This window comes from Streptomyces sp. NPDC079141 (assembly GCF_040686775.1).
Taxonomy (GTDB): domain Bacteria; phylum Actinomycetota; class Actinomycetes; order Streptomycetales; family Streptomycetaceae; genus Streptomyces.
In genome coordinates this window covers 551,555-564,876 of the sequence record NZ_JBFBLP010000001.1, presented here as the reverse complement: position 1 = coordinate 564,876, position 13,322 = coordinate 551,555, and the positions used below count along the sequence as shown (strand labels likewise).

Below are 13,322 nucleotides of genomic sequence, written 5' to 3'. Positions count from 1 at the left end.
ACGTGACCGTACTGGTGCGGCGAGCCGTCTTCCCGGGCGACGCCCCCGGGGGTACAGGTACTTCATGACGGTCGACGGGGGACACCGCCACAGTGCGTGGCAGAAAATGCGTGAGTCGATCGAGGGGGCCGACACCGAGCTGAAGCCCGAAGGGCTGATGCATCTGGTGCCGGCCGGACTCGGCGAGCTCTATGTGAAGTTCGGTGACCTGTATCCCGAACAGCAGCTTGATCTACAGCTCCTGTACGGCGCCTCGCAGCGCGCCTTCGAGCGCAACACCAGGGTCGCGGCGCGCGTCTCCGTGCAGCGCGTGCTCGGCAACACGCTGACCGACCGGCGGCTCGACACCGCCAAGCCGAACGACGACCTGCTCAAGTACCTGGACGCGGAGATAGCCGACCTGCGGGCACGGCTCGTGCAGGACAGCGCGACCGCGGTCAGCCGGGGCCTCAACGTCGGTCTCGCGCTGGGCTCCGCCGCCAGCCTCGTCCTGCTCGCCGTACCGCTGCTGTGGGGGGTCGGCCTGCTCCAGGCGCTGGGTGTGACGCTGAACTGCACCAACCGCTGGCATCTGCTGGGCGCGTTCGTCTGCGGAGGCGTCGGCGCGTTCGGCGCGGTGCTCAGTGTGCTGGTCCGACTGCGGGGCAACGCCGAGCAGTTGACGAAGCGGCAGAACAACGGGCGGGAAGGCCTGATCGTGCCCGGGCAGATGGCCCGCAGCATGCGCCACGAAGGCGTCTACCGGGTGTTCGTCGGATGGATCCTCGCGCTGGCGGTCTACTTCCTGCTCAGCGGCGGCCTCGTACCCGTCTTCGAGGTCCCCGCCACCGCGAGCCAGATCTGCCCCTCCGCCGGAGACCCCGGCTCGCCCGCCAAGGGCACCGACTTCTGGGGCTTCTGGTGCGCCATCGGCTTCGTCGCCGGCTTCAACGAGCGCTGGGCGTTCGGCATCCTGGGCCGGGAGGCGACGCGCAGGCCGAAGAGCGGCTGACACTCACGCGTCGGCTGCGGTGTGCAAGCGCACCCGAGGCCCACGCATGCGCGTCGGCCGTAGTCTGCAAGCACCCCCAAGGCTCACCCACGCGCCTCAAGCGTCCGCCACGGAGTCGAACCGCACCCGGTCCCGCGGCACGCCGAGTGCGTCCGCGTCCACGGAGCGGCGCAGCGCCTCGTGCAGCTTCGCCGGGGTCAGGACCCCGAGGAAGCGGGCGCCGTCCAGCACCGCCACCCATCCGGCGTCGTGCTGGAGCATCACCCCGAAGGCCTGCTTGAGCGGCGCGCCCACCGGCACCCAGGCGTTCATCCGGTGTGCGTGGTCGCCGACCGAGCCGCCCGCCGCGAGATCGTCGGCCCCGGCCCAGCCGTGCAGCTCGCCGGCGCCGTCGAGGACGACGAGCCACCTGCCGCCCTCGGCGCGCAGCCGCTCCGCGGCCGCGGCGGCCGGTTCCTCCAGCCGGGCGACGGGCGGCTGCTCCAGGTCGGCGGCCTCGATCTCGGTCACCGACAGCCGCTTCAGGCCCCGGTCGGCCCCGACGAACTCGGCGACGTACGGCGTTCCCGGGTTGCCGAGCACCGTCCCGGGTGTGTCGAACTGCTCGATGCGCCCCTGCCCGTACACCGCGATGCGGTCGCCGAGCCGCACCGCCTCCTCGATGTCGTGCGTGACCAGCAGCACCGTCTTGCGCACGGCGGCCTGCATCCGCAGGAACTCGCCCTGCAACTGCTCCCGCACCACCGGATCCACCGCCCCGAACGGCTCGTCCATCAGCAGCACCGGCGGGTCGGCGGCCAGCGCCCGCGCCACGCCGACCCGCTGCCGCTGTCCGCCCGAGAGCTGGTCCGGATAACGGGGCCCGTACGTCTTCGGATCCAGGCCCACCAGCTCCAGCAACTCCGCGGCCCGTGCCCGGGCCTTGGCCTTCTTCCAGCCGACCAGCGCAGGCACGGTGGCCGTGTTGTCGAGGATCGTGCGGTGCGGGAAGAGCCCGACCTGCTGGATGACGTATCCGATCCGGCGCCGCAGCCGTACCGGATCGACCGTCATGACGTCCTCGCCGCCTACGAGGATCCGCCCCGAGGTCGGCTCGATGAGCCGGTTGACCATCATCATGGTCGTCGTCTTGCCGCACCCGGACGGCCCCACGAGGGTCACCAGTTCGCCCTCGGACACCTCGAAACTGAGCCCGTCCACGGCCGTCGTTCCGTCCGGATACCGCTTGCTGACCTGCTCGAACCGGATCATGTCCTCACGCTAACGGCGCGGGTCGCAAGCCGCCCATCAGCGGTGTCCCACTGGCTGGTGAAGGATGGGTTCCGATTTTGAACGGTTTCAATCCGCAACTCCTCGCGCCGAGGCGTGAAGAGTTCTGCCGGAAAGTGCCTGCATTTCACGCTGCTGAAGTGGTGGACACCTGCCACACCTGCCACTAGCTTCAACCGCCGACCGAGCTGAATCGATACAACTCCGAGCAGCCGAAGGGACAACGGCATGACCGACGGAGTCGACAGCACGAACGGCAGGACAGTGCGCCGCAGAACGGTCCTCACCACCGCGCTGGGTGCCGTACCGGTGGCCATGGCGGGTGGAATCGGGAGCGGGGGGACGGCGGCGGCCGCCCCTGCCTCGGACCGCTCGGCCGTCGAGGGCCTCACGGTGGAACACCGCACGAACCCGCTCGGCGTGGACGCGCCGCACCCGAGATTCGGGTGGCGCACCGCCTCCCGCGCCCGCGGACGGCGCCAGACGGCGTACCGGATCCTGGTCGCCTCCACACCCGAGCGTCTGGCCCGGGGTCGCGCGGACGTCTGGGACAGCGGCCGGGTCGCCTCCGCGGACTCGGTGGCCGTGCGCTACGCGGGCCGCGCCCTGGCCCCCTCCACCCGCTACCACTGGACGGTCCGCGTGTGGGACGAGGACGGCCGCGCGCTCCCCGCCGCACCCACCGCCTTCTTCGAGACCGGCCTGCACAGCACCGACGGAACGACCGGCTGGGACGGCGCGCAATGGATCGCCATGGCCGGGAAGAAGTCGAACAGCGCGGGCGCGCCCCTCCTGAGACGCCAGGCCGCCCTCAAGGACCGACACATCAGCGCCGCCCGGCTGTACGTGTCCGCCCTCGGCGTGTACGACGCCTACGTCAACGGCCACCGCGTCGAGGTGCCCCAGGACGGCGGCGCCACCCACGAACTCCTCACCCCGGGCTGGACCAACTACGACACCACCGTCAGCTACTTCACCTACGACGTGACCGGCCTGGTCGCGGGGGAGCGGCAGGTCACCCTCGCGGCGGTGCTCGGCAACGGCTGGTACAACGGCCGCATCTCCGACAACAGCGCCTACTACTCCAAGGACGGCAACCGCCTCGCCCTCAAGGCCAAGCTGCTCATCCGCTACACCGACGGCTCGACGCAGACCGTCGTGACCGCGCCCGGCGACGACTGGCGGGCGACCGACACCGGCCCCTACCGCGCCGACGACATCTACGACGGCCAGACCTACGACGCCCGCAAGGAGCTACCGGGCTGGACGGCGAACGGCTTCGACGCCGCCGACTGGACCGGCACCGAGGAACACGACTTCGCCACCAGGTTCCCGGACGCCCGACTCGTCGCCTACCCGGGCGAGAGCGCCCGGCTGATGCCGCAGTGGGACCGGACCCCGGAGTCGATCACCGTCTGCACGGGCGTCACCGGCGAGGGCAGGGGCCGTGTCGTCGTCGACCCCGACCGGACCGTCACCGACCCCGCCAAGGCGGCGACCGCCCGCATCACCCTGCGCCCAGGCGACACCGCCGTCATCGACCTCGGCCAGAACATGGTCGGCGTCCCCCGCTACACCCTCTCCGGCCCCGCCGGCACCCAAGTCACCGTCCGCTTCGGCGAGATGCTCAACGACGACAGCGAAGGCGCCGACGGCCCCGTCGGCTCGGTCTACCGGGCCAACCTGCGCACCGCCAAGGCCACCAGCACCTACACCCTCAAGGGCGCCCCCGACGGCGAGACCCACCAGGACTCACTGACCTTCTACGGCTTCCGCTACGCCTCCGTCACCACCACCGACACCGTCACCTTCACCGGCTTCACCGGCCGGGTCGCCACCTCCGCCCTGCACGACATCGGCACCGTCACCACGGACGACGCGGGCACCAACCAGCTGATCAGCAACGTCCGTTGGGGCCAGCGCAGCAACTACCTGTGGGTGCCCACCGACTGCCCGCAGCGCGACGAACGCTGCGGCTGGACCGGCGACACCCAGCTGTTCTCGGGCACCGGCCTGTACAACGCCGACGCGGTGAATTTCCTCGGCCACTTCCAGGACATCCTGATCGACTCCCAGCGCACCTACGGCGCGGACGGCGCCCAGTTCACCTGGATCGCACCGGGCGCCCGCTACAACGCGCCCATCCCGGCCAGTGGTTGGGCGGACTGCGGGGTGGTCGTGCCCTGGACGGTGTGGCAGATGTCCGGCGACACCACGGTCGTGGAACGCAGTTGGGACGCCATGAAGGCTTACATGGACTGGATCCGCGGGCGCACCGGCGACACCTACGCCGGACAGGGCGCGATCTTCGGCGACTGGCTGGCGTTCCAGGACACCAGCACCCAGCTGATCAGTGACGTCTACTACGGCTACAGCGCCCGCCTCATGGCCGACATGGCCCGCGCCACCGGCCGCACCGCCGAACTACGTGCCTACGACGAGCTGTTCACCCGGATCAGACGCGCCTTCATCACCAAGTACCTCGTCACCGACGCCACCACCGGCGAGGTCACCGTCCGCTCCAGCCTGGGCGAGGCACCGCCCTGGATCGGCGGCAAGCCCGAGGACAACAGCCAGACCGCCCTGCTGTGGGTCCTCAAACTCGGCCTCTACGACACGGAGGCCCAGCACCGCCGACTGGTTGAGCTGCTCGCCGAGAACATCGGCAACGACGAGGCCTACAAGGCCTCCCACCCCGACAGCACCCGGGTCAAGTACGCCGAGAACACCCTCTCCGTCGGCTTCCTCGGCGTGAACGTGCTGGCCCCCGTCCTCACCGACGAGGGCCGCGTCGAGCTGGCGTACCGGATCCTCCACCAGGACGCGATGCCGTCCTGGCTGTACTCGGTGCGCAACGGCGCCACGACGATCTGGGAGCGCTGGAACTCGTACTCGAAGGAGGACGGCTTCGGCCCGGTCGACATGAACTCGTTCAACCACTACTCCTACGGCGCGATCATGGAGTGGATGTACGAGAGCATGGCCGGCATCGCCAAGGACCCCGCGCATCCGGGCTTCAAGCACTTCTTCCTGCGCCCGCACCCCGACCCCACGGGGAGGATCGCACAGGTGCGCGGCGCGCACCGGTCGCCGTACGGGGAGATCGTCAGCGAGTGGACGATCGAGGACCGCAGGCTGAGCTACCTGGCTGCGGTCCCCGCCAACAGCACGGCGACCCTGCGCCTGCCCACTGCGGACCCCGACTCCGTCCGCGAGGGCCGCGCACCGCTGTCCCGAGTCCGGGGCGTCGAGTACCTGGGCTTCACGGACGGCACCGCCTCCTACCGGCTGCCCTCCGGCCGTTACGAGGTGACGTCCGCGCTCGCCTGACTTCCGCTCACCAGCACCACCTCCAGGGTGCGCGGACCGTGCACCCCCTCGACCCGGTCCAGCTCGATGTCGCTGGTCGCCGACGGACCCGAGATCCAGGTCAACGGGCGGGCCGGGTCGAGGCGTTCGAGGGCCTGCGGGACGGAGGAGACGACCTGGTCGGGTACGCGTACGACGCAGATGTGGTGGTCGGGGACGAGGGTGATGCGGCGGCGGCCCTGGTCGGGGCTGCCGTCGAGGACGAGGGTGCCGGTTTCGGCGATGGCGAGGGCGCAGCCGGTGACCACGCTCTCCACCTGGTCCAGTTCGTGCGGGGTGCTCTCGGTCCGGTCCGGGATCTGCTCGGCATCGGCGTCCGCGAGCCACGACGGATCGAGCCCCGGTGGCGCGAGCACCGTCTTCGCGCCCCGCGCGGCCAGCATCCCGGCGATCGTCGTCGCCAGGTCGCCGGGGGTGCACCGGTGCACGATCGCCCGGTAGTCGGCGAGGTTCTCGGCCAGCAGGTCCACCGTCTGCTCGACGCTGCGCTGCCCGTGTTCCCGCAGATACGCCCGCTCGATCGTGACGTCCTCGCCGGGGGTGTGGGCCAGTGCGCGTCGTACCCGGCCCAGGATCTGTTCCCTGCTGCTCACTTGGCGTCGTCCTTTCCGCCGTTGGTGCGCTGCCACCAGTCCCGGAACGGTTCCGCCGGTACGGGTGGCAGATCGCGGGTGTCGCTCCAGGCGCGGCCCGGGCCGGGCAGGCTGCGGGGGTGGAAGCGGCGGGTGCGGGAGGCGAGCCGCTGCCCGGTGCGCAGGGCGCCCGGGTGCGCGAACGCCCAGCGCGCCGCCCGCATGGCCGCCCGCTCGGCCGCGTGCCCCTTCGCGGGCTTGAGTACGGCCTTGTTGCCCTCGCGGGTGACCTCGCCGCCCTGCACGACCCGCTCGCGCAGGTGCACCAGCACCTCGGGGATGTCGATGGCCACCGGGCACACCTCGTAGCAGGCCCCGCACAGGGAGGACGCGTACGGCAGGGAGGCGTCGATCTCGCTTGCGGTGCCGCGTAGTTGGGGGCTGAGGATGGCGCCGATCGGGCCCGGGTAGACCGAGCCGTAGGCGTGGCCGCCCGCCCGCTCGTAGACGGGGCAGACGTTGAGACACGCCGAGCAGCGGATGCAGCGCAGGGCCTGGCGGCCGACCTCGTCGGCGAGGGTGTCGGTGCGGCCGTTGTCGAGCAGGACGAGGTGGAAGGTGCTGGGTCCGTCGCTGTCGGTGGTGCCGGTCCAGGTCGACGTGTAGGGGTTCATGCGTTCGGCCGTCGAGGAGCGGGGCAGGGTCTGCAGGAAGACTTCCAGGTCCTGCCAGGTGGGGACGATCTTCTCGATGCCGACGACCGAGATGAGTGTCTCGGGCAGGGTCAGGCACATCCGCCCGTTGCCCTCGGACTCCACCACGACCAGGGTGCCGGTGTCGGCGACCATGAAGTTGGCGCCGGAGATGCCGACCTTGGCGCGCAGGAATTTCTCCCGCAGATGCTGCCGGGCGGCCTCGGCGAGCTCGGCGGGCGTGTCGGTCAGGCCCTCGGGGGCCGGGCGGCCCCACTGGCTCATCTCGCGGGCGAAGATGTCGCGGATCTCGCCGCGGTTGCGGTGGATGGCGGGGACCAGGATGTGCGAGGGCCGGTCCTGGCCCAACTGCACGATCAGCTCGGCGAGATCGGTCTCAAAGGCGCGGATGCCCTCCGCCTGAAGGGCTTCGTTGAGCCCGATCTCCTGCGTGGCCATCGACTTGACCTTGACGACCTCCGACTCACCCGTCTGCTTGACGAGGTCGGCGACGATCCGGTTCGCCTCCTCCGCATCGGCGGCCCAGTGGACGATGCCGCCCGCGGCCGTCACCGACTCCTCCAACTGCACGAGGTAGCGGTCGAGATGACGCAGCGTATGGTCCTTGATCCGCTTGCCGGCCTCGCGCAGCTCAGCCCAGTCCGACATCTCGGCGACGGCCTTGGCCCGTTTGTCGCGGATGGTGTGGGTGGCGTGGCGCAGATTGCCGCGCAGGGTCTGGTTGTGGACCGCCTCGTGCGCGGCCTTGGGGAAGGCCGGCATGCCCAGATACGTCCCGCTCATACGGCCTCCTCCTCGGTGCTCGCCAGGATCTCGGCGATGTGCACCGGCCGCATGCCTGTCCTGAGCCGGGTCATCGTCCCGCCGATGTGCATCAGACAGGAGTTGTCGGCCGCGCACAGCACGTCCGCGCCCGTGGACTCGGCGTTGCGGACCTTGTCCGCGCCCATCGCCGCGGAGACGTCGGAGTTCTTCAGGGCGAAGGTGCCGCCGAAGCCGCAGCATTCCTCGGCCCCCGGCAACTCGACCAGCTCCAGCCCCTTCACGGCCTGCAGCAGCCTGCGGGGCCGGTCGGCGAGGCCCAGGCCGCGCAGCCCGTGGCAGGTCGGGTGGTAGGTCACCTTGTGCGGGTAGTACGCCCCGACATCCGTCACCCCCAGCACATCCACCAGGAACTCGGTCAGCTCGTACGTCTTCGGCACCACCGGCGCCAGCACGGCGGCGAGGGTCTCCCCACGGCCCTCCGCCCGCGCCCGTGCACCCATCCGCGGATACAGCTCCCGCACCATCGCCCCGCACGACCCGGAAGGGGTGACGATCGCCTCGTACTGGCCGAAGACCTCGGAGAAATGCCGCGCCAGAGGCTCCGCCTGATGGCGGTAGCCGGTGTTGTAGTGGGCCTGCCCGCAGCAGGTCTGGGCGACGGGGAAGTCGACCTCGACACCCAGCCTGGTCAGCAGTTTCACCACCGCGCGGCCGGTGTCCGGATAGAGCGTGTCGTTGACACAGGTCAGGAACAGAGCGACACGCATCGCGGCTCCTCGGGGTTGATCATGGGATGAATGCAGCCTAGTGCGGGTTGGGCGGCCCGGGGAGACCCCGCTCACCCATCGGTGAGCCGGGCCTCCGCCTCCTGCCACCGGGCGGTGCCGCCCCGCGGTTCGTACCGCGTGAGCGGCTGGGTGCGGGTGAGCAGTTGCCGCCCGTCCGCGAGGTCACGGACGAGGCCGTGCGGCCGGGCCTGGACCAGGACGTTGCCGAGGGCCGCCGCCTCCGTCGGACCGGCCACCACGGGCAGCCCGCAGGCGTCGGCGGTCAGCTGGCACAGCAGGGCGTTGCGGGTGCCGCCGCCGACGACGTACACGACGTCAACCGGCTGGTCGGCCAGCCGCTGTGCGTCCGCGATCGCCCTGCGGTGGGCGAGGGCGAGGGAGTCGAGAATGCAGCGCGTGATCTCGGCGGGCGAGCCCGGCACCGGCTGGCCGGAGGCCCGGCAGGCCTCCGCGATCCGCTCCGGCATCCGGCCCGGCGCCAGGAACGCGGCGTCGCCCGCGTCCACCACCGACCGCAGCGCCGGCGCCTTCGACGCCTCCAGCAGCAGCCCGCCCAGATCCGGGTCGCCCCAGGCGCGCACGCACTCCTGGAGCAGCCACAGGCCCATGATGTTGCGCAGGTAGCGGACGGTGCCGTCCAGCCCCAGCTCGTTGGTGAAGTTGGCGGCCCGGCTCTCCTCGGTCAGCACCGGCGCGTCCAGCTCCAGGCCCGCGAGGGACCAGGTGCCGGTGCAGATGTACGCGAACCGTTCGCCGGCCGCGGCCGGGACGGCGGCCACCGCCGAGGCGGTGTCGTGCGAGCCGACCGCGGTGACCGGCACCGGCCCGGCAAGACCGGTCTCCTCCAGCACCTCGGGGCGCAGGAAGCCCGCCGGATCACCCGGCTGACGCAGATCCGCGAACAGGTCCAGGTCAATGCCGAGACGTGCAGCGATGTCTGACGCCCAGTCACGGGTGCGGGGGTCGATGAGCTGGGTGGTGGAGGCGTTGGTGAGTTCGGTGCCCTGCTCGCCGGTGAGCCAGTACGTCAGCAGATCGGGAATCATCAACAAGCGCTGTGCGCCGTTGAGATGATCCGCCGTCAGTTGGTACAGGGTGTTGAAGGGCGCGTACTGGAGCCCGGTGGCCGCGTACAGCTCCTCGGCCGGCACCGTCGCCCACACCTTCTCCGCGATCCCGTCGGTGCGGGAGTCCCGGTAGTGCACGGGGTTGGCGAGCAGTGCCCCGTCGGCGTCCAGCAGGCCGTAGTCCACGGCCCAGCTGTCGATGCCGACGGAGTCGACCTGCCCGGCCGCGCGCAGCCCCTCCAGCACTCCCGCGTAGAGCCCGAGGATGTCCCAGCGCAGTCCCTCCGGGAGGCGGACCGGCCGGTTGGCGAACCGGTGTGCCTCGGCCAGCTGAAGGCTGTCGGGGCCCACCCGGCCGACCATGACCCGCCCGCTGGACGCGCCGAGGTCGACGGCGGCGTACGACTTCACGAGCGCGCTCACCGCAGGAAGGCGGCCGCGACGCCGGCGTCGACCGGGACGTGCAGCCCGGTGGTGTGGGTGAGCTCCCCGCCGGTCAGCGCGAACACCGCGTTCGCCACGTGCTCGGGCAGCACCTCCCGCTTGAGGATGGTCCGCTGGGCGTAGAACTCGCCCAGCTTCTCCTCCTCCACCCCGTACACGGCCGCCCGCTGCGCGCCCCAGCCACCGGCGAAGATCCCCGAGCCGCGCACCACGCCGTCCGGGTTGACACCGTTGACCCGGATCCCGTGCTCGCCCAGCTCGGCCGCCAGCAGCCGCACCTGGTGGGCCTGGTCGGCCTTGGTGGCGGAGTAGGCGATGTTGTTCGGCCCGGCGAAGACGGCGTTCTTGGAGGCGATGTAGACGATGTCACCGCCCAGCTCCTGCGCGATCATCACCCGCGCCGCCTCCCGCGACACCAGGAAGGAACCGCGGGCCATGATGTCGTGCTGCAGATCCCAGTCCCTGGCCGAGGTCTCCAGCAGCGGCTTGGAGATGGAAATACCGGCGTTGTTGACCACCAGGTCCACCCCGCCGAACGCGAGCAGCGCGGCCTTGAACGCCTCGGCGATCTGCTCCTCCGAGGTCACGTCCACGGCAACGGCGACCGCCTTGTCCGGCCCGCCCAGCTCCTTGGCGACCGCGGCCGCGTTCTCCGCGTTGAGGTCGGCTACGACCACGCAGGCGCCCTCGGCGACCAGCCGCTCGGCGATGGCCCTGCCGATCCCGCTGCCCGCGCCCGTCACCACAGCCACCCGCGTCGCGAGCGGCTTCGGCTTCGGCATCCGCTGGAGCTTGGCCTCCTCCAGCGCCCAGTACTCGATGCGGAACTTCTCCGCCTCCTCGATCGGCGCATACGTGGAGACCGCCTCCGCCCCGCGCATCACGTTGATCGCGTTGACGTAGAACTCGCCCGCCACCCGGGCCGTCTGCTTGTCCTTGCCGAAGGAGAACATCCCCACACCCGGGATCAGCACGATCGCCGGGTCGGCGCCCCGCATCGCGGGAGAGCCGGGCAGGGCGTTGCGCTGGTAGTAGGCGGCGTACTCCTCCCGGTAGGCGGCGTGCAGCTCCTTCAGCCGGGCGACCGCCTCCTCCAGCGAAACGGCCGGCGGCAGATCGAGCACGAGCGGGCGGACCTTCGTGCGCAGGAAGTGGTCCGGGCAGGAGGTGCCCAGCGCGGCGAGGCGCGGGTGCTCGGCGCAGGCGAGGAAGTCCAGGACGGCCTCGGAGTCGTTGAAGTGCCCCACCTGCGGCCTGTCCTGCGAGGCGATCGCCCGGACATACGGCGCCAGCGCCGCCGCCCGCTCCCTGCGGTCGGCCTCGCCGAGCGCCTCGTAGCCCTCGATCACCGGGCCGAAGGGCTCCGCCTTCCCCTTCTCCTCCAGGAACTTCTCCGCGGTACGGATGATGTGCAGCGAGTTGCGCTCGCACTCCTCGGAGGTGTCACCCCACGCGGTGATCCCGTGCCCGCCGAGGATGCACCCGATCGCCTGCGGATGGGCGGCCTTCACCGCCGCGATGTCCAGCCCCAGCTGGAACCCGGGCCTGCGCCACGGCACCCACACCACACTGTCGCCGAAGCACTCCGCCGTCAGCTTCTCCCCGTCCGCCGCACAGGCCAGCGCGATCCCGGAGTCGGGGTGCAGATGATCGACGTGCGCCGCCTCCACCAGCCCGTGCATGGCCGTATCGATCGAGGGCGCCGCACCTCCCTTGCCGTGCAGGCAGTAGTCGAACGCGGCGACCATCTCGTCCTCGCGCTCCACCCCCGGATACACATCCACCAGCGCCCGCATCCGGTCCAGCCGCAACACGGCAAGCCCGCCCTCGGTCAGCGTCCCGAGATCACCACCGGACCCCTTGACCCACATCAGCTCCACATCACCCCCGGTGACGGGATCGGTATCGATACCTTTCGCCGAGGCATTGCCGCCGGCGTAGTTGGTGTTACGGGGATCGGCGCCGAGCCGATGGGACCGGGCGAGGAGATCGGCGGCGGAGGGATGGGTTGCCATGACTTCGGTTCCTTACTGAAGAGAGGGTGACGACGTTTCCCTGGGGGCGCGGGGAACTGCGCGACCAGCCACAGCCGGCCCGCACCCCGCGACGAACAGCTCCCGGCAGACGCTCACGCGCCCCAGCCGGCCTGCTCACCTCCGACCCGCTCAGCCACGATCTTCGAGGCCCACCCGGACCGGGCATACGCGGCCATGGGATCGGGGTCCAGCCCCATCTCCTCGCGCACCTCGGCAAGCAGCGGCCGCACATCCGTGTTGTACGCATCCATCACCACGGCATTCGCGCCGAGCACGTCACCGGAGGCCTGCGCCTCGGCCAGAGCGACGCCGTCAACCAGCAGCGCCTTCGCCGTCGCCTCCTGCACATTCATCACCGACCGGATGATCGCCGGGATCTTCGCCTCGATGTTGTGGCACTGGTCGAGCATGAACGCCACATCCGGCGTGAACCCGCCCCCACGCACCACCTCATACATGATCCGGAACAGCTGGAACGGATCCGCGGCCCCCACCATCAGGTCGTCGTCCGCATAGAACCGCGAGTTGAAGTCGAACCCGCCGAGCTTGTTCTCCCGCAGCAGCGTCGCCACGATGAACTCGATGTTGGTACCCGGCGCGTGATGCCCCGTGTCGACGACGACCTGCGCCTTCTCACCCAGCTTCAGACAGTGCGCATACGCCGTCCCCCAGTCCGGCACATCCGTCGTGTAGAACGCCGGCTCGAAGAACTTGTACTCCAGCAGCATCCGCTGGCCCTCGCCCAGCCGCCCGTACACCTCCGCAAGACCCTCCGCCAGCCGGTCCTGCCGCCCCCGGATGTCGTCCTGACCGGGATAATTCGTGCCGTCGGCGAACCACAGCTTCAGATCCGTCGAGCCGGTCGCGTCCATGATGTCGACGCACTCCAGCAGATGATCCACAGCCTTGCGGCGCACCACCGCATCGGGGTGGCAGATGCTGCCCAGCTTGTAGTCGTCGTCCTGGAAGGTATTGGAGTTGATCGCCCCCAGCCGCACCCCCCGCTCCTCCGCGAACTTCGCCAGCGCCGCGTAGTCCTCCACCTTGTCCCACGGAATATGCAGCGCCACCGTCGGCGCCACACCCGTGAACGCATGCACCTGCGCCGCGTCCTCCAGCTTCTCCTGCGGGGTACGCGGGACGCCCTGTTGTGCGAACACCTTGAATCGCGTGCCCGAGTTCCCGTACGCCCACGACGGCGTCTCTACGGCCTGTGTCTTGAGCGCGGCCTTCACCGCGGCGAGCTCGGTCACTTCGTGGCTCCTGTGACGTCGGGTCGGAAAGTCTTCTGAAACGCATCTCTGAAAC

At 70.5% G+C, this 13,322-nt stretch carries 9 protein-coding genes; 2 read left to right on the top strand and 7 right to left on the bottom strand.

The features are described from left to right. The first annotated feature begins 106 nt into the window (after positions 1-106). Positions 107-991: a hypothetical protein gene (locus AB0Q90_RS02590; RefSeq protein ID WP_363162591.1), complete on the top strand. Its 885-nt coding sequence runs from the start codon at positions 107-109 to the stop codon at positions 989-991. 96 nt (positions 992-1,087) lie between these two features. Here AB0Q90_RS02590 and AB0Q90_RS02585 read toward each other — a convergent pair whose 3' ends face one another. Beyond that, positions 1,088-2,242, bottom strand: coding sequence for a betaine/proline/choline family ABC transporter ATP-binding protein (locus AB0Q90_RS02585; protein WP_363162592.1), 1,155 nt, complete (start codon positions 2,240-2,242; stop codon positions 1,088-1,090). Positions 2,243-2,488: 246 nt separating this feature from the next. On the opposite strand from AB0Q90_RS02585, the gene AB0Q90_RS02580 reads away from it, so the two are divergent. Further along, complete coding sequence (locus AB0Q90_RS02580; RefSeq protein ID WP_363162593.1) at positions 2,489-5,590, top strand: family 78 glycoside hydrolase catalytic domain; 3,102 nt, start codon at positions 2,489-2,491, stop codon at positions 5,588-5,590. Here the strand turns inward: AB0Q90_RS02580 and AB0Q90_RS02575 are convergent. From AB0Q90_RS02575 to rhaI, 6 genes are all read right to left on the bottom strand, one after another. Beyond that, a complete protein-coding gene (locus AB0Q90_RS02575; RefSeq protein ID WP_363162594.1) occupies positions 5,563-6,222 on the bottom strand; it encodes a lactate utilization protein C in 660 nt (219 codons plus the stop codon). The genes AB0Q90_RS02580 and AB0Q90_RS02575 overlap by 28 nt on opposite strands. Further along, complete coding sequence (locus tag AB0Q90_RS02570; protein WP_363162595.1) at positions 6,219-7,697, bottom strand: LutB/LldF family L-lactate oxidation iron-sulfur protein; 1,479 nt, start codon at positions 7,695-7,697, stop codon at positions 6,219-6,221. Before AB0Q90_RS02570 ends, AB0Q90_RS02575 begins: the two co-directional genes overlap by 4 nt. After that, on the bottom strand, positions 7,694-8,446 hold the full coding sequence (locus tag AB0Q90_RS02565; protein WP_363162596.1) for a (Fe-S)-binding protein: 753 nt from the start codon (positions 8,444-8,446) through the stop codon (positions 7,694-7,696). Before AB0Q90_RS02565 ends, AB0Q90_RS02570 begins: the two co-directional genes overlap by 4 nt. Positions 8,447-8,517: 71 nt before the next feature. Further along, complete coding sequence (locus AB0Q90_RS02560) at positions 8,518-9,957, bottom strand: rhamnulokinase family protein (protein WP_363162597.1); 1,440 nt, start codon at positions 9,955-9,957, stop codon at positions 8,518-8,520. Continuing rightward, a complete protein-coding gene (locus AB0Q90_RS02555) occupies positions 9,954-11,993 on the bottom strand; it encodes a bifunctional aldolase/short-chain dehydrogenase (protein ID WP_363162598.1) in 2,040 nt (679 codons plus the stop codon). Before AB0Q90_RS02555 ends, AB0Q90_RS02560 begins: the two co-directional genes overlap by 4 nt. 113 nt (positions 11,994-12,106) lie before the next feature. Next, positions 12,107-13,267: an L-rhamnose isomerase gene (rhaI, locus tag AB0Q90_RS02550; RefSeq protein ID WP_363162599.1), complete on the bottom strand. Its 1,161-nt coding sequence runs from the start codon at positions 13,265-13,267 to the stop codon at positions 12,107-12,109. Positions 13,268-13,322: the final 55 nt, after the last annotated feature.